General features: G+C 62.6%; 1 protein-coding gene. It reads left to right on the forward strand.

Features of this window, described 5'->3' with window-relative positions:
* Positions 1 to 11: 11 nt before the first annotated feature.
* Positions 12 to 25,529 carry a tandem-95 repeat protein gene (locus E5222_RS16790; protein WP_136691783.1) on the forward strand — a complete coding sequence of 8,506 codons (25,518 nt, stop codon included), beginning with the start codon at positions 12 to 14 and terminating at the stop codon, positions 25,527 to 25,529.
* Positions 25,530 to 26,013 lie beyond the last annotated feature (484 nt).

Below are 26,013 nucleotides of genomic sequence, written 5' to 3' on the forward strand. Positions count from 1 at the left end.
GGGCGCCGCGCATGAATAGAGATCTCTTCCTCGCAATTCTTGCGATGGATTCGTACAACCGGGGATACGGTCGTAGGCTTAAGGTTGGGGACAATGGTCCTGACGAACCCAATGACGACCTAGGTGAATATCTTGGAACCGCGCAGATTGTCGAGCAGTCCGGCACATCGGAGGATTCTGCTGCGCGCCAATCCGAATTCTACGCCGTCGCCTACGAGTGGGAAGGTGAAACGATCATCTCCTATCGCGGGACGGACAACCCGTTCGAGGATGCCAATACGGGTTACGGTCTCGGCGCCGGCGACCCCGATCTCATCATTACGCAGTCTCTCAATGACAAGCTGTGGGAACACATCTTCGGCGATGCGGTCGGTGGGGTGCTTGGTGACCTGTTCGGCTCCCTGGGTGTCGGTCCTGCACAAAGCCAAAGCCAACTGGCAATCGAGTTTTACAGCGCCGTTACCGACCGGGAAGTAACCGAAATCATGTCCGACGACGTCCCCGGGGATGTCGTGGTTGTGGGCCATTCGCTCGGCGGGGGGCTGGCAGGCCTCGTGGCCTCATTGTCTGGTGTTGAGGGTTATGGTTACGATCACATGCCCTTCGCGCAGGGCGCATATACCTATGCGACAAGCATGATGTATGCGCTGCTCGTCGCGCATGAAAGCACGGATTTCGAGGACGCTCTGGCCGAAATCGGGACGCCCGAGGAGATTACGCAGATAAGAGGGCTTCTGGGCAAGCTTGAGGGCTTGTCTACATTTACAGATGAGGATTTCGAACAGCTGGGCTTCCGCAAGCCCACGACCGACAATTTCAATGCCATCTCAGTCGAAGAGGAAATGCTGCACTATGTGAGAAACGGCAGTGCGCAGTTTCTCATTGGACTGATTGCGACGGTTGCGGCCTTTTTCACGAGAAGCGCAACGCTTGCCGGCGTTGCAGCCGACGCCTTTGGCCAGGCCATTTCGGCCAACTTGACCGAAGGGACGGTGCCCTCGGAAGAGTTGAGCCTCCATGGTGCTCTTCCTGAATCTACAGATCTGGTCAAGCGCCATAGCCAGGCTTTGCTCGTTATCCTGAAATATGCCGAGGTGATACCTGTCGCCACTGATTGGCAGGGTGTCGCTCCGGAGCTGATCGAGGCGCTTTTTGACGACGACATTGGCGAGGCGCTCGGGCGTTCTTCGGGTTCTGTGGAAAGCGGCGGTCAGGGTGAGTATGCTCCGACCGACCAGCTGAGGGCAGCCATCGCCTATTCTGCAATCACAGAAGGTGAGCGGCCCTTCGGCGATACTGCAATTCAAGCATGGTACGAAGACGCCAATGTGCTTGGTCGCGTCATGGAGGCGGACGGCATCTCCGAGAGTTTCCGCAACCTCGCCGGCGATCTCGCCCGTATCATTACGCAATATGCAGGTCGATTAGCTTTTGCCGATGTTGAAGACCAACAATTTACTGCCGGCGTACTTGATACGAACGCCGATCTCACCGCTGTTTCGATAGACCTTTCCGAAGCCACTTGGGATGCTGGGAAGGAACACCAGGACATGGAAATCGTCGGGATTTCCACGCTGGTGCGAAACGCAACCGGAGACACCCAATTTCCCCTTCGTTATTACGGGCCTGTGCCCGGGCAGGCTGATGGGGTCGAATGGGCTTCTCCCGTACGTGCCGGTGCAAAATGGCTCTATGATGTAGAAAACCCGGCCACGATCGTCGGGCGTCTTTCCTTGCAGACCAAGGACGAGGCTTTCGACGGGCATGCCCCGGGCGGCTCAGGCAACCTCTCGGATGACGAGATCGCCGTATTCGTTCTCGGCGATGGCGACGACAAGGTTACCGGAACCGACGACAATGACTTCCTGATCGGTTCGGGCGGCAACGACACGCTGATCGGTGGACTTGGCGACGACATGCTGTTCGGCGGCGATGGAGACGATATTCTCGCCGATATCCACGGCCGCAACTTCTTCCAGGGTGGCGAGGGTGAAGACACGGTCGATCTTGGCGCCGATAATGCGCTCGGCGGCTATGAGGTCACGCTTGCAGCGGTTGCGTCGCCGGATAACGATCGCAAGACCGATATCGAGTTCACGCTGAAGAGCGCGCTAACCGGACAGACCAATGTCAACCGGATGCAGGACGTAGAAAAGCTCGTCCTCACCGAATATGCCGACCATCTGAAGCTCGATGGTGCGACGACCAATGATTACGTTACGGGTTACGTCGATTTGTTCGGCTCCACGTTTACCGTGGACATGGGGGCGCCGGAGCAAGGCGTGGTTACGTCCGCTCATCTTGATACTGTCGAATTTGCCGCTCGTGGAGATTCCGGCAACAACGGGGTCTTCTGGCGCAATGGCGCAAGCCAGGCTGCGATGGGCAATCTTTCGTTTTCAGAGTATTCGGCGCTCGGCTTCCTGTCGGCGATTCCGACTCTGCTGCTCAACCTCAGCGGCGCGAGTTTTTTCTTAGAGGACATCCTGACAGGCGACGACGTCGTTAAGACCAGGGGTCTCGAAAATGTGATCCTGACAGACAAGGACGACAACTTCGCCTTTACAGCCGAGGACTATGGTATCCACTCCGGCTACGGAACGATCACCGCCGGCGCGGGCGAGGACGTGGTGCTGTATGTTGGCGCGAAGCACTATGCCAAGGATGAGTATTTCGATCCCGCGCAGCAGGAACTGGCGGATGCCAAGGCTGCGGCGCTGGCTGCGGGTGAAGAGTATACTGGTCCCGAGCCTGACCCCTATGCCTTGAAGGCTGGCGAAGAACTGCGGCTTACTATCGATGGTGGGGAGGATGACGACCGCCTGTTGGTGCGCGGGGGCGAGGGTGCGATCGTGGTTGGCGGAGAGGGGCGCGATTTCCTCTACAACTCCTCCTATAAAGGCCAGCTTTGGGGTGATGGGCTCGACGGGAAGGGCGTCTCCTACACCGGGAACACCAATGACGACACCTTCTGGTGGTCGGCTGGCAGCTTCATCATGGATGCCGGCCAGAACGACCGCCTGCAGCTGTATGGAGCGCCACTGACCGGCGGCACGAACAACGGCTGGCTTGGCGCTTCGCTGGAAAAAGGCACTGCGCGCGACTGGCTGCTGCCCTGGGTTACCTATGGCCAAACGGAGACCGGCCAGCTGCTGGTCTCCTTCGGTCCCAAGCTTTCCGCGCAGGAAACCGAGGAAGAGCTGCTCTCGCACACGATGGTGGTGCAGGACTGGGACGAGGGCGACCTCGGCATGGAGTTCTTCATCTTCGGCGGCGACGACGAGATGAGCCTGCTCTTCGCGTTGTTCAAATATGTTGGCGAATTTGCCAGTGCGGTGGGTCGTTTCGCCAAGAACCTGCTGTGGCTCCCCTCCGACGACCCCCTCGTGCTCGACCTCAATGGTGACGGTATCGTCTCCACCGGGCTCGGCGCGGTCTATTGGGATAATGACGGCGACCTGTTCGGCGAGAAGTCGGGCTGGATATCGGGCGAGGACGGGTTCCTCGTCCACGATGCCGATGGTTCGGGCACGATCGATGCGACGGAGCTGTTCGGCGGACCGGGCCTGTCGGGTTATACCGAGCTGGAGGAATGGGACAGCAATGGCGACGGGATCGTCGATGCGTCCGATGTGAACTTCGCCGACCTCCAGATCTGGCGCGATGCGAATGAGAACGGCATCACCGATGCGGGCGAGCTGCACGACCTCGCCGCTTTCGACATCACCGCCTTCTCCGTCCGCCCGACCGAAGTGGATATCCAGGTCGCCAGCGGGGCGACGATCCGGGCGGAGGGTTTCTACGCCCGCTCTGACGGTTCGACCGGTGCGATGGCCGAACTGGTATTCCAGACCGACCGTAGCGAAACACGCTATCTTGGCGACAAGGGCCTCGCCGACTTCGCTCCCAAGGGCGCTTCCGGCGAGGCGCTGGGGGCCAAGGGCTACGGCGTGCTGACCGACCTTGCGGTGGCGGCGAGCAACGACGCCGCGCTGGCGGATCTGCTGGCGACCACCGCCGCACAGATGACCACCGGCGATCTAGACCTGCTGCGCGACCAGGCGCGCGAGGTGCTGGGTGCCTGGGCGCGGACCAATCCCGCCTCCCGTGAACTCTCCGCCGTGCTGGTGGATGCCGCAGGCGAGCTGGTGGACCACGCGGTCTATGTCGAGGATGCGAGCGGAGGCTACTGGCAGCTCGCCAGCGGCAATCCCGTGCTCGACGGCGCGTCCGCCACGATCGAGAGGCCGACACTGGAACAGGTGCTGGCGCAGGCCGATGCAGGTGGCGGCACATGGCAGCTGATGCAGGGCTGGACCCCCGCGGGCCGCGGTTTCGAGCCAGAGGCGCGCGAGGAGACCGCCTATCTGGTCGAGCTGGTCGATGGCGTTGCCGTGGTGCTCGACTATGCGATCCGGCGCGAGGATGCCGAGGGTGAATATTGGGAGCTGGCGAGCGGCAATTCGGTGCTCGACGCCACAGGTGCGTCCATCGACCGTGCCAGCCTCGACGATATCCGTGCACAGGCGGCGGGTGCCGGTCAGGAATGGCGCGTCGAAGCCTTCGCCCCCGCAGCGATCGAACAGGAATACGACAAGGCGGCCTTCTATATTCGCGACGGCATCGTCACCGATTATTCGGTGTGGATCCGCGACGAAAACGGTCTGTTCGCAGTCTGGGCCAGCAACCTCCAGCGCGCGCTCGACAATCAGGCGGCCTATGGCCCCGGCCAGTTCGGCCTGCGTGGCTATGCGCTCGATCTCGACAACCTGCCCGATGCAAACAACAGCGACGACAGCGCGGTGCGTGTCGAAGTCATGGCGCTGGAAGAGATCGAGTTCGCCTTCGCCTCAGCCGGTTTCGAATTCCGCCCCGAGCTGTTCATCGCGCAGAGCGCGCCCGACAATTCGCTCGCCTATGACTACAGCATCTCGGAGAATATCGAATTCGCCGGAACGCTGGTGGATTCCTTCCTCTCGGTCGGCCGTGCCATGGCGGTGCGCATCGCATCGCAAGGCGGGCTGGCAAGCTTCTTTGAGGGCGTCGACTACGATCCCGCCACCGATACCTTCCAGGCGACTTCCGGCCGCGAGCTGATCCCGCTCTTCACCCATGTGCTCGAAGCCGCACCCGCCGGGGCGAGCGAGACGGTCGATTACTTGCGCGAATGGGACCGGGTGCTGAACACGGTCTATCCGGACTTCAAGCGGCACGGAAAGGGACCCAAGAGCCAGGAATTCCTGTTCCACATGATCGTGGCGGCGTTCGAGAACGCCCCGGTCGACGCCAGCTTCATGCAGGTGGCGGAAGCTCTCTCCGTTAACGAGGAACGCGTCGGCATCGTCGATGCGGGCAATCCGGAATTCGACGGCACGCGCGGGGACGACCTGATCTATGTCGCCGCCGGGGCGACCATGGCCCGGGGCGGGCTGGGCAGCGATACTTATGTCATCGGTCGCGATTTCGTCGACGTGACGATCCAGGATGTCGAGGGCATATTGCAGCCGCGCGCTTCGGACTACCTGCGCTTCGCCCATCTGACGCCCGAGGACGTTTACCTCTACAAGGATGGCGAGGACCTGGTGATCCAGGAAATCTCCACCGGGCACACGGTCACCATCCGTGACCAGTTCGAGGGGCGCTGGCCCGGCATCTGGGGCGGCGACTTCTCCGACAATACCGAAATCGTCGAGATCGTCTTTGCCGATGGCACGGTGTGGGACTTCATCGACATGGCCTATGCGGCCAGCCACCCGCTTGACACCAACGACGTTGTCTTCGGCACCAATTCGATCGACGTCCTGGATGGCGGCGCTGGCAACGACATCCTGCGCGGCGGCGGCGATGGCGACCTCTACATCTTCAAGCTTGGCTACGGCCAGGACACGATCATCGACGCGGAAAACAATCCCTTCCGCGAGGGAATCGATCTCGTCTCCTTCGGTGAGGGCATTACCGCAGATTCGATCTCGCTGCGGCGCGAAGGCGATTCCAACGACCTGGTCATCGCCCTGCTGGACGAGGACGGCAATGATACCGGCGACACGCTGACCATCCAGGGCCAGTTCTTCCAGCAGAACGCCTTCATCACCACCCTGCGCCCCAACCGCATCGAGCGGCTGGTATTCGCTGATGGCAGCTTCCTCGACGAGCAGCAGATGCGCAAGCGTGTGCTGGAAGAAGCGCGCACCGATGGCGAGGATGCGATCTTCGGCTTCTCCGAATCCGAAACGCTGGACGGCGGCGCAGGCGACGACCTGCTGGCCGGCGGCGACGGGGCCGACACCTATATCTTCGAGCGCGGCTACGGCAATGACGTCATCCAGGACCGTTCTTTCGAAGTCGGCATCGGCGTATTCGAAACCGACAACCGCCTCATCCTCAAGGGCATCAATGCCGACGATATCGAGCTGCTGCGCGAGCCCGGCTCGGCGACCGTCCAGCTGCGCGTCAAGGACACCGGCGAAGTCATCACGCTCAAGAACGAGTTCCACGTCACCTATGCCTTCTGGATCGTCTGGGAGGACAATGTCGACTTCATCGAGTTCGGCGATGGCACGGTTTGGGACCAGGACCGGCTGGGGCGCGAGTTGCTGGCGCTGGAGCGGACCGATGGCGACGATACGATCATCGGCTTCGACTGGAACGACACGCTGGATGGCGGGGCGGGCAACGACCTGCTCAAGGGCGGACTGTTCAGCGACCGCTACATCTTCTCAAAAGGATATGGACACGACCGTATCCTCGATACCGGCGCAGGCCGGCACCTGCTGCTTCCCGCCGGTTTCGACGTGCTCGACATCACCGATACCGACCTGTTCGGCATCGATTTCGCTCGTGACGGCGCGGACCTGACCTTCATCATTCGCGAGACCGGCGAAAGCGTAACGCTGCTGGGCCAGTACGATCGCCTGGGCGACAAGGTGATCGAGCAACTGGTCTTCAACGGCCTGGAGGTCGACTGGACCGACCTTGGCGCTGACGACATCGACCTTGTGGGTACCGATGGAGACGACATCCTGATCGGCACCCATTATGCCGAAATCATCGATGGACGCGGCGGTAACGACATCATGCGCGGCTCGTCCGACGGCGACACCTACCTGTTCGATATCGGTTACGGAAACGACATCATCGACGACCGGATCGATAGCGGCCAGTGGCGTGCCGACGATCGCGTGCGCTTCGGTGCCGATGTCAAATATGACGATGTCCGCTTCTCCAAGGAAGGCGACGACCTGCTGATCAGCTTCGTCGGCTATACCGACACGCTGCGGATTCTCGGCCAGTGGCAATCGGTGCTCAAGGGTGTCGAGATTTTCGAATTCTTCGACGGCTCGGTGATGACCATCGCCGATGTCGAGGAGCGGTTGCAGATTTCGGGCGGTACGCGCGGCAACAACGTGCTCAACGGCTTCGAGGATCGCGAGAACATCCTCGACGGCCGCGAAGGCGACGACCAGCTTTTCGGCGGCTTCCACTCCGATACCTACCTGTTCGGCACCAATTACGATTTCGACACGATCACCGAGAAGCTCGATTCGGAATCGGTTGCCGGGGCCGTGGACCGCGTGGTGTTCGGCGAACTGGTCAGCCCCGACGACGTGATCCTGCGCCGCGAAGGCACCGACATCATCATAACGCTGACGGATTCGCTCGAACAGCTGCGGATTGTCGACGGGCTCGGCGGACGGAAGATCGAGGTCTYCGATTTCGCAGACGGCACCATCTGGGGCGAGACCGAGATTTTCGAGGCGCTGCTGCGCAGCACCGATGGCGACGACCTGATCCACGGCTTCGAAGGCCGGGATGACGTGCTGTCCGGCGGTTACGGTTCCGACGATCTGCGCGGCTATACGGGCAACGACACCTATCGTTTCGATGTCGGCTTCGGCCAGGACGCGATCGAGGACACCGGCGGCATCGACCGCATCGAGATGGGCGAGCGCATCAGTCCCGACATGCTCGCATTCGAGGCGCATGGCGACGACCTGGTCATCCGCGTTCCTTCGACCGGCGACAGCCTGCTGGTGCGCGATGGCCTGCTCGATGCAAGCAAGATCGAAAGCATCGTGCTCACCGATGGCTTCACCTATTCCTATGAGGACGTGCGCAATGCGCTGATTTCCGGGCAGGTGACCGACAATGACGATATCGTCGTCGGTTTCGCCGGGCGCGACGATTTGATCGAGGGCGGCGCCGGCAATGACGAACTGAAGGGCCTGACGGGCGACGATCTCTACGTGATCGGCGCGAACCCGGGGCTGGACATCATCTCCGACACCGGCGGGACAACGGATCGCGTGCGCTTCGAAGCCGGTTCGATCGACCGGCTGCAGGTGCGCAGGCTCGACCCGCAAAGCGGCGACATCGCCATTTCCTTTGCCGGTCTTCCAGGTGAAACGATCATCCGTGGCGCGATTTCTGGTGCCTCGCGGATCGAGGAATATGAATTCTCGGGCGGCGACGTGCTCTCGTCCGAAGACATCCGTGCGCGGATCATCGAAGCGGCGGCGACAGCCGGAAACGACCTGATCCAGGGCTTCCCCGATGCCGGCGCACCGCCGGCGACCTTCGCCGGCGGGCGCGGTGACGATATCATCGTCGGCCAGTCGGGTGGGGACACCTACGTCTTCCGCCGGTTCGATGGGGCCGACGTCATCATTGACAGCGGCAGCGGAACCGACGTGCTGCAAATCGAGGGCTATCAGGCCTCGGACCTTTCATTCTCCTATCTCTACGACGGCAGCGGCGATGTGCTTGTCGAATTTGCCGGCAGCGAGGACCGGATTATTCTCCGCGGCCAGGCCCTCGCCGGTTCGGCGGGGATCGAGGAAATCCGCTTCGGGGATGGCTCGATCATTGCCCGTTCGGAGATAGCTGACAGCCTGCAGACCGACACGGAGGGTTTTCTCGCCTTCACCGATGGTGACGACACCATCAACGGCACCAGCGGCGCGGATGTGATCACCGGCGGTCCCGGCAACGATACGCTGAACGGCGCTGGTGGCAACGACACCTATATCTTCAATCTCGGCGATGAATACGACAGCATTCGCGATACTGGCGGGACCGATACCATCCGCTTCGGTGCGGGCATCGCGCCCGGCGATGTCCGTATCACCATGCTCAATACCAATGACGCCCTGCTCTATGTCGGGGCGGACGGCGACCGGCTGTTCATCGACGAGCTGTTCAACGGCAGTTACCGGATCGAGCAATTCGTCTTCGAGGACGGTACCGTCTGGACGCAGGCCGACATGGCCGAGCGGGCGCGCATCGGCACCGATGGCGACGATCATATGTTCGTTCCGCGTAATTTCGGCGGCTCGCTTGATGGCGGAGCGGGTGACGACTGGCTGGAAGGCGGCGATCCGGGTGAGACCCTCTATGGCGGCGATGGCAATGACCGGCTTGATGGCTGGGGCGGTGCCGACACCTATGTCGGTGGCAAGGGCGATGACGCCATGTACGACCGCTCCGGCAACGATCTCTACCTGATCGAAAAGGGTGACGGGCAGGACCTGATCTACGAATCCGGAGGCACCGACACGGTGCGCTTCGGCGAAGGCATTTCGCCCGACGATGCCTATGTCGAGCGGGTCAGCAACGACATCGTCATCCGCTTGGCGGACGACCAGCGCCTGACTCTCAAGAACCACTATTCGAGTACCAGCTGGCGAGTCGACTTCATCGAGTTCGCGGATGGCACCGTGTGGACGCAGGCCATGCTGGAGGAGATGACGCTGCGCCCGCCGGTGGTGACGGAGCGGGCAACGGAAGGCGACGACGACGTCAATCTCTCCAGTTCCGAGCCGGACATCGATGCGCTGGGCGGCAATGACGAAGTCGACGGAACCAGCGGCGCCAATGTGATCACCGGCGGCCCCGGCGACGACTACCTCAAGGGATCGGGCGGCAACGACACCTATCATTTCAACCTCGGCGATGGTCAGGACCGCATTTACGACAATGGCGGAACGGACCGCATCGTCTTCGGCGCGGGTATTGCGCCCGAGGATCTGCAATTCATCTCTTCTGGCAGCACGCTGGAATTCCGCATTGCCGGGACAGAAGACCGGATCGAGATATCATCGGGCCTGTATTCGCCCTCCTATGCCATCGAGACTTTCGAGTTCGACGGTGGCGCGGTGCTCACCCTTGCCGATATCGATGCGATCATCTCGCAGCACACTGCTGGTGATGACGAAGTATTCGGCAGCTATCTCGAGAATGATGCAACCGGCGGCGCCGGCACCGATCGGCTTGCCCTGGGAGGCGGCGCCGACATCTATCGCTTCAACCTCGGCGACGGACATGACACGATCTATGAGGGATACAGCGCCGATCTCAATCGCGTCTATTTCGGCGAGGGGATCACGCCCGACGACATCATGGTCGTCGATCGCGGCGAGGACGATGTGCAATTGCACATCCGCGGCACGAATGACTCGCTGACCATCCTCGACCAGAACTCAGGCTCCGCTTACGGTATCCAGGAATTCCACTTCGCCGACGACACGGTGTGGACGTCGGATGATCTGTTCGATTTGACCGTCTCTTCGGAAGTGGGGGATTCCGAGCTGTTCGGCGCGCTGCCGGACGATCCCTTTGCCGGCGAACCCTATATCAGTTCAACCGGCGGCGGTGACGGCGGAGAGACCTTCCCGCCGGAGGTGATCGACGTCTTGGCCGGTGATACGATCGAGATCGACCTCGAACGTCCGAACCGGACCTACACCAATTTCATCGCTGGTGCCGGCGGAAACCACGTCTGGATTGACGATAGGGCCTTCGCCGAGTTCGCTGGTTTCGAATTCGGGGACGATCCCTTTGTCACCGGCCATCTATCATGGGTGGAACAGGGCGGCGATGCGGTACTGATGGTCAGCCTTGTCGGCGACGGATCGGATGCGACGCCCGTTGCAACCTTGCAGGGCGTCGATCCTGCCGCGCTGGACTTCACGCAGTTCTGGCAGGGTTTCCATCCCGACGGTGTTGGCCAGAGTGGCCCCGATATCATCACTGTTGACGGGGAAACCGATTACTACCCAAGCAGTTACAGCAGTGTCATCTTCGTGTCGGGCGAAGGCGACGTGTGGGCTGCGGGCGGTGACGATACCTTGATCGGCGATGACGGTGCCAACTTCCTGATTGCCGGGGAAGGCGCTGATGTGGTCGATGCCGGCGGTGGCAACGACACCATCGTCAACTACACCGATCTCAAGGTTGATTATATGACCGGCGGCGCCGGTGCCGATACCTTCGAGATCGATGTGTCGGCATATCCGCTGATCTATTTCGGCGGCCTGCACGAAATCGACGTGATCACCGATTTCACGCCGGGCGAAGATAGCCTGGTCTTCTACATCGATTCCAACGCCCTCGTCGAAGATCCATCCCACATGGACTTCTATCCGGACGTCAGTTTTGCCCTGTCCCTCAATCCCGATGGCGATGACACACTGATCTCCTATGTGAAGTTGCACGTCCTCGACGACGGAGAGATCTTGGGCATCTCCCCCGAGTTCATCCCGTTCCTTCGCCTGGAGGGAGTTGCACCGGAAGACATCGACCTCTCCGCGCTTCCCATCGACATCTACCAATCCTACCTCGACCCGATCTCGACCCCCGGTGGCACCGGCCCGAGCGGGTTCCAGATCCTTGGCAGTCCGTATGAAGACTATCTCGACGGCAGTAATCTGGATGACTGGATCTTTGGCGGCGCCGGCAGCGATCAGATATGGGGCTATGACGGGAACGACATTCTCGATCCCGGCTTCGGCAATGACGATGTCTATGGCGGCTTGGGTGACGACACCTATTTCATCCGCAATTCGAGCGGCGAGATCGACATTGGCGATGATGGCGGTACCGATCGGATCCTGTTCGCCGAAGGGATCACATCGGCCGATATCAGCTTTTCCAGCCTCGGTAGCTTCCATATCCAGATCACCAACCTGCTCAGCGGCGGGGTCATCAACCTCCTCTCGTACGCCAGTTACGAGGAGCGGATCGAAACCATCGAATTTGCCGATGGCACGATACTTACCGCGGACGATGTTATCGCGCGGCTCGGCTGGGGCGATGGCGACGACGATGTCTTCGGCACGACCGACGGCAGCCTGATCGAGGGCTTTGGCGGCAATGACAGCCTGCACGGCACTCCGGATGCCGATATCCTCGATGGCGGCAGCGGCAACGATTACTTGCGGGGCGAGGGAGGCAACGACACTTACCTGTTCGGCATCGGCAGCGGCCAGGACACCATCTATGAGCGTGACTCCGAGCAGGTTGGCCCTGATATCATCGAAATGGGCGCCGGTCTTACGATCGACGATCTCGAGGTCAGCTTCGTTTCCAGTGACCTGATCATTCGTATTCATGGCGCCGAAGACCGATTGACGATTGACGGGCTCACTTACGCCGGGCTGGATCGTTTCGATTTCCATTTCTCTGACGGGTCGGTCGCCTCAAGCGCGGCGCTCGTCGTACAGCTTTTCGTTCCCACCGAAGGCGCCGACGACCTCAATCTCTACTGGACCAGCATGCCGTGGGTTATCGACATGCTTGGCGGCGACGACGAGCTAACCGCCACGAACTATGACGACGTGATCGATGGCGGGGCCGGGGACGACGACCTTTATGCCGGTGATGGCGACGACCAGATTTCCGGCGGTTCGGGCAATGACTTCCTCGACGGCGGCGACGGCGACGACCTCCTGATCGGTGGTACGGGCAATGACCGCCTCGACGGCGGGCGCGGCAACGACACCTATCATTTCGAACGTGGCGACGGACAGGACACGATCCTGGTCAGCTCGAGTGACGGCAGCGACGTGATCACTTTCGGCGCGGGTATTACGCCGGAAGAGGTCCGCATGATCTTCGACGGCAACGAGCTGGAATTGCAGCTCGACGGCGGCAACCAGCGGATCACCATCCCCAACGCCTTCAGGTATTCCAGCTACACGCTGGCCGAAATCCGTTTCGAGGACGGAACGGTCTGGGATGCCGCCTATATTGCGCAGCAGCGACCGGCCGGAACCGAGGGTGACGACACGATCACCGGCACGTCAGGCGATGACCACATCCTGGCACTGGGCGGGATCGACACGGTCAATGCCGGTACCGGCAACGACTTCATCGATGGCGGCAGAGGGGCGGACACGTTGTCCGGCGAGGGTGGCGACGACACCTATTTCTTCAAGCGCGGCAGTGGCGGGGATACCATTATCGATGGTGGCGCCGGTGGCGCCGATCGCATCCTGCTGGGTGCCGGGATCACTCCGGCCGACCTGCAGGTCACGGCCCATGACGCCGACTACCGCATCGCCATCCTTGGCGGCAATGACCGGATCACCGTCAGGAACGGCTTGCATCAGGTCGACAGCGGGGTGGACTTCCTCGAATTCGCGGATGGCACGATCTGGACCGCGCAGCAGCTGCGCGACCTTGCCTATGGCGGCACCGCTGCCGATGACCGCATCACCGGCGGCCCCGGCGGTGTGTCGATCGGCGGTCAGGCGGGCGATGATCGCCTGACTGGCGGCAGCGGCAATGACAACATTCGCGGCGGGACCGGGAACGACATCCTGTTCGACCTCTCCGGCGGCGATGACACCTACTACTTCTCCGCAGGTGACGGGCGCGACGTCCTGCGCGACACCGCCGGCAGCAACACGCTGGTGGTCGAGGGGCTGGCCTCCGCCGATCTCACAGTACGCCGCTTCGAGGCAGGCAATGATGACCTGCTGCTCGATTTCGGCAACGGGAATTCCGTGCTGCTGCTGGGCGGCCTCCTTCCCACAAGCTCGATCGCTTCGCTGGTGTTCGCCGATAGCGGCGAGACGCTGGATCATGCCGAACTTGTCGGCCGCGCGATCGCCGACCTTGCCAATGCCGGCAACAATTACATCGTCGGCACCGAAGAGGGCGAATTGCTGCAGGGCGGCAAGGGCAATGACAACCTCGCCGGTCTCGGCGGCGATGATACCTATGTCTTCGCTGCGGGTGATGGCGTGGACCGCATTGTCGATACCGGCGGTGCGGCGGACAGGCTGCTGTTCACCAACTATCTGGCGGCGGACGTCACCCAGCTCTTCCGCAGCCCGCCTGCCGGGCACGACCTCGTTATCGAGTTCGCCAATGGTGACCGCGTGGTGCTGGCCGATGCCCTGCTGGAAGGTGATACGGGCGTCGACATCGTCGAATTCGCCGATGGCGAGACCTGGTCGCCCGACGCGCTGCGTCCGCAGCTGCTCTCCGCGCTCGATGCGCCTGGCGATGCCCGTATCTGGGGTTTTTCCGGCAACGACCAGCTTGCCGGCGGGCAGGGTGATGACGAGCTGCACGGTCTTGCCGGCGACGACGTCTACACTTTCCGCGCGGGCGACGGGCATGACCTGATCGAAGACAATGGCGGTGGTTTCGATCGGCTGGTCATCGAAGGGTACGATGCCGACGATGCGCGCCTCACGCGGCTCTATTTCGGCTCCGACGGGGTAGTACTCACCTTTGTCGGCCATGATGGAGACAGCCTGACGCTGGTGAACATGCTGGCCGATGGCGAGGATGCGATCGAGGAGATCGAATTCGCGGATGGCACGGTATGGGATCGCGCTGAGGTTGATGCGATCCTTGGCAACCATATCCCTGTCGCCAATCCTGACGGGTTCCGCGACCTTGTCCAGGGCACCACGCTGCAAATCGCGGCAGCGTCGATCCTCGGCAATGATTTCGATGCCGATGGCGATCCGTTGTCGATCCATGCACTGGGCGAGGTGGTCGGCGGCAGCGCCGTGCTCAACCCGGACGGCTCTATCAGCTTCACCGCCGATGCCGATTTCACCGGCGTCGCGCGCATCGAATATACCGTGTCCGACGGCCGCCAGGGCTTCGTCGATACCGCGCTCGCGCTCCGCGTGCGCCCGGTGGCAGAGGCAAATGACGATGCCGGCCTGACGGTCAATGAAGACGAGACGCTCGTCATCCGTTCGCGCACCCTGCTGGCAAACGACACCGATGGCGATCGCATGACGATCGCCCAGATATATGACGTTGTCGGCGGCCAGGCGGCCCTGTCCAGCAATGGCGACATCACTTTCACGCCCGACGCCGATTTCAACGGCAAGGCCTATTTCACCTATCTCGCGAATACGCCCGAGGGTGGTAGCGACGAGGCACGGGTCGAAATCGATGTGCTGCCGGTCAATGACGCACCGGTAGCGCGCAACGACAATCTCGGCCTTGAAACGGATGAAGGCGCGCCGCTCCTCGTCAGTGCGGCAACGCTGGCCACTGTGCTGGCGAATGACACAGACATCGATGGCGACATACTCTCCATCTCGGCTGTCACGGGCAATGCCGACATCTCCGTCCAGATGCAGGATGACGGCAGCCTTGTCATCACTCCGATCGGCGATTTCTTCGGCACAACGAGCATCACCTATCAGGTGAGCGACGGCGCGGGCGGTTTCGCCACCGCGACGGTGCCGATCATCGTGCACCCGGTGAACGATGCGCCGGTGGCGGCGCTCGATACGCTGGAGACGGATGAAGATACCTTGCTGTTCTTCAGCGGCGATGTGCTGACCGCCAACGACTATGACGTGGACGGCGATCCGCTCAACATCGTCTCCGTATCGATCATCTCCGGCGGCGGATCGGTGGAGCTGTTCGAGAACAACACCATCCTTTACGATCCCGGCGCCGATTTCAACGGCACTGCCGCCTTCCGCTATACGCTGGATGACGGGCAGGGCGGCATCACCACGCAGCGCGTGGACGTTGTCGTCAACCCGGTGAACGATGCCCCCACGGCAAGGCATGACAGCGCCACGGGCAAGAACGGCATTGCCGCGCTGTTCGGCGTGCAGGACCAGGCCCTGCGCTTCGACGCCTCGATCCTGCTTGGCAACGACTTCGATATCGACGATCCGGACAGCTCGATCATCCTCAATACCGTGACCAACGCCAGCCATGGCACGGTGGTGCTGGGCGATGACGGCTTCATCACCTACACGCCCGACGAAGGGCACTGGGGCACCGCCACCTTCAGCTATGTCATCAGCGATCCGCACAATGCGGTGAGCGACGGCACGGTCAGCCTCTATTTCCGCCCCACCGGCAATGTCGGGCCGACGGCCGGATGGGACGATTTCACCGGTACCGAAGACACGCCGCTGATCATCACCAAGGAGGAGCTGCTCGCCAACGATTTCGATCCCAATGGCGACACGCTGACCGTCCTTCCGGGCGTCTACAGCCTCGGCCCGTCGGCCTACCGGCTGAAGGACTGGTACTGGAATGAAGATGGCGACCTGGTGCTGGTGCCCAAGGACAATGTCCCGGGCAGTAGCGTACTCTACTATGAGATCACCGATGGCGAGTTTACCTCCACCAGCCGGATCGATGTAAACTTCGAGAATACGCCTGATGCTCCGACCGCGCTGGACGACGAAGGCTTCGACAGTGGCGCCCAGCGCCCGCTCGTCCTGCGGATTAGCGAGCTGCTTGCCAATGATTACGACATCGACAAGTCGATCTTCTCCGCGAATGCCGGATGGGTTCACAAATATGGCGAGTCCGGCGTTGTTCTGGACGATTTGCTCAACCTGAGCACCGGCAGCTGGTCGATCTATGACGGCGAGTTCATCGTCATCGAATTCGACACTTCCCATTCCGGGCCGATCGAGTTCGACTATGCGATCGACGACCAGACCGGGCTGTTCGATATCGGCCATGTCAGCTCGACCATTCGTGCCGAACGCGACCTTGTCATCACCGGCACGGCGGTGCGCGACCTGCTGATCGGCTCGGCACAGGCGGAGACGATTGTCGGCCTGGACGGCGAGGACGACCTCTATGGCCGCGAAGGCGACGATATCCTGCGCGGCGGTGACGGGGCGGACCTGCTCGATGGCGGCGAAGGCTTCGATATCGCCGATTTCAGCGATTCCAATGTCGGCCTGCGCATGGATATCCTCGCGCGCATCGGCCAGGGCGGATATGCCGAGGGCGACGAGCTCGAGAGCATCGAAGGCCTGATCGGCAGCGAGCGCGGCGACCAGCTCTATGGTTCGCTCGAGACCAACATGCTCGACGGGCGCGGCGGCGACGACCTGATCTACGGCCGCGATGGTGACGACCAGCTGCTGGGCGGTGAAGGCGACGACTTCATCGATGGCGGCCTGGGCGCCGATGCGATCGATGGCGGCGAAGGCGTGGACACCGCCAATTACAGCGATTCCGCCGAAGGCGTGACCGTCTCGCTGGTCGATGGCACGGGCAGCGGCGGCGAGGCCGAGGGCGATACGCTGACGAGCATCGAGAATGTCATCGGCACGCTCCATGCGGACAGCCTGACGGGCAACGATGCCGACAACTTCCTCGACGGCGGCCGTTCGGACGACGTGCTGCTGGGCGGGGCGGGCAATGACCATCTCGTCGGCGGTCGCGGCTCGGACGTGATCGATGGCGGCGAAGGTATCGACACTGCCGATTATTCGATCAGCGCCGAAGGTATATCCATCGACCTCGCGGCGGGCACGGCCAGCGGCGGCGATGCCGAGGGCGATGTGCTCTCGGGCATCGAGAACCTGATCGGCTCGGCAGCGGCCGACACCTTGCTGGGCGACGATGGCGATAACGTGATCGCCGGCGGCAATGGCGCCGACGTGATCGACGGGCGTGGTGGACGCGACCTGCTCGACTTCTCCGATGCCGACAGCGGCGTTACGATGAGCCTTGCTACCGGCAGCGGTTCGCGCGGTGAGGCGAATGGCGACAGCTACGCCAATATCGAGGACGTGCGCGGATCGCTCTATGGCGACGTGATCGAAGGCGATGCAGGCGACAATCTGCTCGACGGCAATCGCGGCAATGACGACCTCACCGGCGGTGGCGGCAGCGATACCTATATCCTCGGCAACCGCACCGGCCAGGACGTGATCCGCGAAGCCGCGCTCGACACCGATGTCGACGTGCTGCGGATCGTCGATGGCTACACGACCGATGCGGTCAGCCTTTATTACGATGGTGACGACCTGATGGTCGAGCTGGAGCAGGGCGACGGCTTCGGGATCGACCTGGTCCGCATCGTCGACCACTTCTCCGGCGGTGGCGCAGGTATCGAGAGCATCGTCTTCGATGACGGCACTATGTGGGACCGCGCGACCATCGACGCGACCGCTGCGGCGACGCGCTTCCAGGCGGAAGACGACATCGTGCGCTGGGCGGACGAGGACGAACCTTTCACCTTCGACACAGCCCTCCTCACCATCAATGACGGTGGCGATCCGGATGCGACGCTGAGTGTGATCCAGGTGAGCGACATTTCCGGCGGCCATGCCGTGCTGAACGGTGATGGCACGATTACCTTCACCGGCGCGCAGGGTTTCAACGGCGACGCCTATTTCTCCTACAAGGTCACCGACGGCAACGGCCGTGTCTCCACCGGCCGGGTCGAGGTCAATATCCGCCCGGTGAACGACGATCCCTTCGCGCTGGATGACGGCACCTTCATCCTCAACGAGGATGAGCTGTTCAATATTCCGAGTGGCTGGCTGCTCGAGAATGATGGCGATATCGACGGCGACGGCCTGAGCATTGTCGGCTATTCGACCAGTGCCGACGATCACGGAACGGCATCGTCCGAAGCGGCAGGCTATGTCACTTTCCGGCCCGAGGCCGATTACAGCGGCACGGCGGGCTTCTCCTACCAGGTGAGCGACGGCAATGGCGGCTTTGCCTGGGCGCATGTCACGCTGGAAATCCGCCCGCTCAACGATGCGCCGCGCGCCGGCAATGACAGTGCCAGCGTGCGCAGCGGCAGCGATATCGTGATCGATGTCGCCACGCTGCTGGCCAATGATGCCGACCCCGAAGGCGATGCCTTCTCCTTCGACAGCCTGGGCACTGCCAGCAATGGCACGGCGGTGCTGGAAGTCGTCGAAGGCCGCCAGGTCATCCGCTTCACGCCGGCGGACGGCTATGTCGGCCCCGCCAGCTTCACCTATTCTATCATCGAGGATGGCACCGGCCTCACCGGCAGCGGCACGGTCGCGGTCAACGTCCTGCCGCCCAACGATCCGCCGACCGCGCGCAATGACAGCTTCGACGCGCTGGAAGACACGCCGCTCATCATCACGCAGGCTGAGTTGCTCGCGAACGACACCGATCCCGATGGCGATACGCTGGTAGTTTCCCGGCTCGACGATTTCCCCGAGCATGGCTCGGTCGCTTTCGATGGCGATGGCAATATCGTCTTCACTCCGGCCGAGAACTACAACGGTCCCGCCTCCTTCTACTACTGGATCAGCGACGGCGAGTTCGAGCGCCAGGCCACTGTCACGCTCGATATCGCGCCGCAAAACGACGCGCCGGTCGTGGTAGACGACGAAGGGCCCTTCGTGGGTGACGAGGACAGCGTGCTGGTCCTGCGCGCCGCCGATCTCTTCGCCAATGACAGCGACCAGGAAGGCGATTTGCTCGAGTTCGCCGAGTTCGAGACCGATATCGGCACGATCGTGCGCGACGGGATCAACCTGCTGCTGACGCCTCCGGCCAATTACAATGGCCCGATTACCGTCCGTTATCGGGCGCGGGACGAGAAGGGGCTTGTCTCCGAAGACTGGGCCACGGTCACGGTCGAGATTACCGACCTGCCGGACAAGCCGGAAGCGGGCGACGATGCCTTCGTCACCGATGAGGATACGCCGCTGGCGATCGATGCCGCGGAACTGCTGGCGAACGATACCGACGCCGATGGCAGCCCGATCCGCGTCTCAGCCGTGGGCAATGCTTTGCACGGTACGGTCACACTCGAAGACGGCGTGGTGACCTTCACCCCGGATGCCGATTTCCACGGCACAGCTGGCTTCGACTATACGGTGACCGACGACGATGCCGGTCCGACCACCGGCCATGTCATGATCACCGTGGCCCCGGTGAACGATGCGCCGCGTGTGCGCAGCGATGTGCTGGCGACCGACGAGGACGTTGCCCTGCATCTCGCCCCCTCGGCGCTGCTGGGCAATGACGTCGATCCGGATGGCGATGCGATCGAGATCGTCGGCGTTTCCGCCATCACCGAAGGCGCGACTGCCGTTCTCGAGGCGAATGGCACGGTGGTCCTCACGCCGCCTGCCGATACGCACGGGCTGGTGACCTTCGAATATACGGTCGCCGATACGAATGGCGCGCAGTCGACCACCACGATCAGCGTCTTCGTCGCCTCGATCAACGATGCACCGATTGCCAATGATGACGGCCCGGTCGCCGTGGACGAGGACCAGGTGCTGCTGGTCGCGGTGGCGGACCTGCTTGCCAACGATGTCGACGTGGACGGCGATCCGCTGACCCTGTCGATCGCCGCAGTTGTCGGCGGTACCGCGACGATCGAAGGCGATTTCCTGCGCTTCGTGCCCGATGCAGATCGCACCGGCGCGGCATCGGTCGGCCTGACCGTCAGCGACGGCAATGGCGGGACCGCCAGTTCCTCGCTGGCGATCGATATCCTGCCGGTCAACGATGCGCCGGTGACAGGCGATGCGATTGCCGATGTCAGTTCCGATGAGGACGGCGCCTTCAGCTTTGCGATCGACCCCGCGGCGTTCAGCGATGTCGATGGTGATGCGCTGACGCTGTCGGCCACGCTGGCTGGCGGCGACCCACTGCCCGACTGGATGAGCTTCGACGGCAACGCCTTCACCGGCACTCCGCCCGCCGACTTCAACGGCGCGCTGCAAATCGAGGTCACTGCCAGGGACGGTGCGCTTTCGGCCACCCAGTCCTTTACCTTCACCGTGGACCCGGTGAACGATGCGCCGGTCCTTGCGCAGGCGCTGGCCGACCGAGCGATTGCGGAAGATGCCGCCTTCTCGCTGGCGCTCCCGGCAGGCAGCTTCGCCGATGTCGATGGCGATGCCCTGTTGCTGAGCGCCACGCTCTTCGATGGCTCGCCGCTGCCCGGCTGGATTGCCTTTGACGGCGCCACCTTCTCGGGCACGCCGCCGCAGGACTTCATTGGCAGCGTGACGATCCTCGTCACTGCCAGCGATGGCGAATTCCCGGTGTCGGACAGCTTCGTCCTCACCGTCGATCCGGTGAATGATGCGCCTGTGGTGCTGGCTGGTCTTGCCGATGCCACGGCTATCGAAGACACGGCTTTCGCCTTCGACCTGCCTGCGGATGCTTTTGCTGACGTGGACGGCGATGCGCTGACGCTGACCGCCACGCTGGCGGGCGGCGATCCGCTGCCCGATTGGCTGGGCTTCGATGGCACGAGCTTCACCGGCACCCCGCCGCAGGACTTCAACGGCGCGCTGGAAATCACCGTCACCGCCAGCGATGGCGCGCTGTCGGTCAGCGACAACTTCGTGTTGACGATCGACCCGGTCAACGATGCACCCGTACTGGCGCATGCGCTGGACGACGCTTCCTCGCCCGAGGATGCGGCCTTCAGCATCGCGCTTCCGATCGATGCCTTCGCCGATGTCGACGGCGATGGGCTGTTGCTGACCGCCACTCTGGCGGGTGGCGATGCGCTGCCCGATTGGCTCTCGTTCGACGGCAACGCCTTCACCGGCACGCCGCCGCAGGACTTCAATGGTTCGCTGGAAATCACCGTCACCGCCAGCGATGGCGAGCTGTCCGTCAGCGACACTTTCCTGCTGACCATCGACCCGGTCAACGATGCGCCGGAGCTTACCGGACCGCTGGGCGACTATCTCGGCATGGAAGACCAGTCCGTCTCGATCATGCTGCCGGTCGAACGCTTCGTCGATCTGGATGGCGACACGCTGACCATCAGCGCAACGCTGGCAAATGGCGATCCCCTGCCCGATTGGCTGCAGCTCGCCGATGGCGTGATCTCGGGCACTCCGCCGGCCAACTATAATGGCGTCCTCGACATCACCGTGACCGCCAGCGATGGCGAATTGTCGGCCAGTGACGCGGTCACGCTGACGATCCTGCCGGTCAATGACGCGCCGGTGCTGACGGCACCGCTTGATGACGTTGCCGGCGTGGAGGACCAGCCGGTATCGATCACCCTGCCGGCCGGTCTCTTCACCGATGTCGATGGCGATGCGCTGACCATTTCCGCTACCCTGGCCAATGGCGATCCGCTGCCCGACTGGCTGTCGCTTGTCGACAACCAGATCTCCGGCGTGCCACCGCAGGACTTCAACGGGACGCTGGAGATCCGCGTTGCTGCCAGCGACGGTGCGCTTTCGGCCAGCGACGTGTTCACGCTCACCATCGATCCGGTGAACGATGCGCCGGTGCTGGTCGATGCCAATGCCGATGTGCATGCGGACGAGGACACCGCGTTCAGCTTTGCCATCAACGCGCCCACCTTCACCGATGTCGATGGCGATGCGCTGGCGATCATCGCCACGCTTGCCGATGGCAGCGATCTTCCGGACTGGGTCGCCTTCGATGGCAATGCCTTCACCGGCACTCCGCCGCAGGATTTCAACGGCGTGCTCGAAATCCGCCTGGCAGCGACCGATGGCGAGGGGCTGGTGGTCAACGACCAGTTCCTGCTGACTATCGACCCTGTGAACGATGCTCCGGCGGTGCTGCAGCCGCTGGCCGACCAGGTGTTCCAGGCGAGCGAGAACATCCAGATCGCCCTTCCCGCGGGCAGCTTTGCCGATGTGGATGGCGATGCGCTCACCTATTCGGCGACGCTGGCTGACGGATCGGCCCTGCCCAACTGGCTCATCTTCGATGCCGCCACGCAGACCTTCACCGGCCTTGCGCCGAACCAGAACGAGCAGCTCGATATCCGCGTGACCGCTAGCGATGGCACGCTCTCGGTGTCCGACGACTTTGCCATCACCGTCGAAGACGGCGGGGAATCGGCGGGCTTCAGTTTCCTGAGCCTCAACAGCTGGTATGATCCCAGCTGGGGCGGCGGCTACAACGTCACCTTCCAGTATACGGTGCAGCCCGAAGCGATTGCCGAGGGCGAGCTGAAGGCCTGGGACATCGTCTCGACCTATACCGGCCCCGGCACCATCGTGGGCGGCTGGGTCAGCGGGTTCCCCGGCCCGGCGAGCTTCACTATCGATGAAAACGGGGCGATATTCTCCACCGACGGGCAAAGCTATCAGCCCGAACTGGACGAGGGCGAGACCTTCCAGATCACCATCCAGGTCGACGGCGCTCCCTATACCGAGGGCGACTTCGCCTTCGTGATCTTCGATCGCGATCCGGCGCTGAACCTCGCCGATGCGGGAGATACCCTGCTGACAGTCCAGCCGACGCAGGATTGGGGCGGCGGGCTCACGCAGGACGTCTCTTTCAGCAACAGCAGCGACACGCTGATCGACGATTGGCAGATGGTGCTCGACGTTCCCGATGGCGTTGTGTTCACGCTGACCAGCGTCTGGGGCGCGACCGCCACCACGCTGGCGACGGGCGACATCCTGTTCGAGGCTGCGATCTCCAATGAGGAGGTTGCACCGGGCGCTCAGGCAAGCTTCGGCTTCGGCGCCAGTTACACGGGCGCCGCCAGCCTTCAGTTCACCAATGGCAGCTTCACCTTCACCGATGCCGATGCGCGCCAGTTCGATGTGGCTCTGGCCGCGTTCGGCGCTGCCGCGACCGGACTTGCCTGGACCTATGGCACACAGGCTGCGGATGTCCTCACGGGTGCGGACCAGCAGGTCAACCGCATCTTCGGCGGCGTGGGCGACGATGAACTGACGGGCGGCAGCATGGCCGACTGGCTCGCCGGCGGATCAGGTGACGACGTGCTGGTGGGCCTTGCCGGGGATGACGTGTTCATCGGTGGCCATGGCAACGACCTGATCTATGGCGGCAGCGGCATGGATACGCTCCGCATGCTGGGCTATCGTGACAGCTATGCGCTGGTCACGCAGGGCGGCACGCTCGGCCTGCAGGTCCGTGACCTTGGCGCGATTGCCCATGGCGATGATGGCACCGATCAGCTTTCCTCGATCGAACAGCTGGCCTTCAAGGATGGCGAGACGCTCAACATCGCCTCGCCGATCATTCTCGACCTCGATGGCGACGGTATAGAGACGGTGAGCTCCGCCGATAGCGAGGCGCGCTTCGATCTGGATGGCGACGGGCTGGCGGACGACACCAGCTGGATCGGCGCGGGCGACGCCTTCCTCTATCTCGACCGTGACGGAAACGGCACGATGTCGGGCGTTGAGGAAATCAGCTTCATCGACGACGTGGTGGGCGCTGCCTCCGACCTCGCCGGCCTGGCCGCTTTCGACAGCAATGGCGACGGCGTGCTCGATGCTTCAGACGCGCGTTTTGCCGAATTCGGCGTCTGGCGCGATGTGGATGGCGATGGCGCGGTCGATGCGGGCGAAACCCTCAGCCTGGCAGAGGCCGGTATTGCCTCGATCGACCTTGCCGGAACGCCGGTCGACGGGGCGGCCCTGCCGGGCGAAATCGCGGTGATCAACACTGGCAGCTTCACCATGGCGAATGGCGAGCAGCGGGACTTTGCCGATGCCGCGCTGACCTATTACTCGGCCGCGACCAACCTGCCCGGCATCACCGCCACGCAGCTCGGCTTCGGGCGCGGCTGGCGGGGCACGCAGGATCTTGGTGCGCATTCCGTGATCTCCCGCTGGCGCTACACCCTTGGCCTGTTCGCGACTGTCGCGCTCGACCTCGACGGCGATGGCCTGGAGATGGTCAGGCGCCGCCGCTCCGATGCGGGCTTCGACTTCGACGGAAACGGTACGCTGGAAGACAGCAGCTGGCTGGGCGCTGATGACGGCTTCCTGGTGATCGACCGCAACAATGACGGGCTGATCACCGGGGCATCCGAACTCTCGCTGGCGGCGGAGAGCCCGCTCGCAAGGGGCGGGCTGCAGGGCCTGGCATGGCTCGACAGCAATGAGGACGGCCTGGTTGACGTGTATGATGCACGCTTTGGCGAGCTGCGCGTGTGGCGGGATAGCAATGGCGACGGTATCACCGATGCAGGGGAGCTGCTCACGCTTGGCGACGTGGGGATTGCGGCTATCCGCCTCGATGCAATCGAGGGAACGGACGGTCGCGGGTTCTTCGGCGGCAATGGCGTGCTCGCGACCACCAGCTTCCTGCGCGACGATGGCACGAGTTCGACCGCTGCGGATCTCGCGCTCGCCTATCGCGGAGAAAGCGATGGCGGCGTGCCGGGCCTCGGCGCGTTGTTCGACCGGATCCGGCAGGGCGGTCCCGACCAGATCGCGGCGCTATTCGATGCCTATGACACGACGGGATCGACGCGCCGGGGGCAGGACTTGCCGGAGACCGAGCGTGTCAGCCTCGCCAGCCTGCAGGACGGTGCAGCTGCAATGCCGCGTTCGACGGCAGACCTGCCGTTGCAGGCCAGGCCGGCAGCGGGTCTGGCAGTCCGCCAGGCACAGATTGATAGCCACAGGGTGGCGATGATCCGCCAGTCGATGGCAGCCTTCGGTGGGTCAGGCTTCGATCAGGCCGACAATCTGGAGCGTCGCGAACCGATCTATTCCGACTGGTTCATGTAGGAAGCTGAGCGCAGCGCGAGATCACCTTGCGCTGCGCCTCCAATCCCTGCTCGTTGCGATCTTTTCAGCGAGCTGCAGGTGAAGCGATCCAAGCCAATACCGGGCAGATGGCTGCGCAGGCAAAGGTGCATGGCAAATTCCCGTTTCGATGGTACAGCTTGGGGCACTTGAGTCAGTGTCCCATTGTCCTGAAACGGCCGAATATGTTCACGTTATTTCAAATATTTAAATAACGTTTCCATCCTTCAGAGTTGACCGGCTTGCATCTGGTCCATCCAGGCATGCCTGAGCTGTTCGAATGGGTCTTGGCGACTTCACCTGCTGAAAGGCTCTTTGCCTGATAGCCCGCCAGGCTTCTGCCCAAGCTTGATTTTCGGACGCAGGGCAATATGGACCCTACGTAGTTTTACTTGGGGGCAAGCTGACAATGGACAAAAAAATCATCGCGCTTGGCTTGGTGTCAGGCGTAGCACTGGTCGCATCG

The organism is Alteraurantiacibacter aquimixticola (assembly GCF_004965515.1).
Taxonomy (GTDB): Bacteria; Pseudomonadota; Alphaproteobacteria; order Sphingomonadales; family Sphingomonadaceae; genus Alteraurantiacibacter; species Alteraurantiacibacter aquimixticola.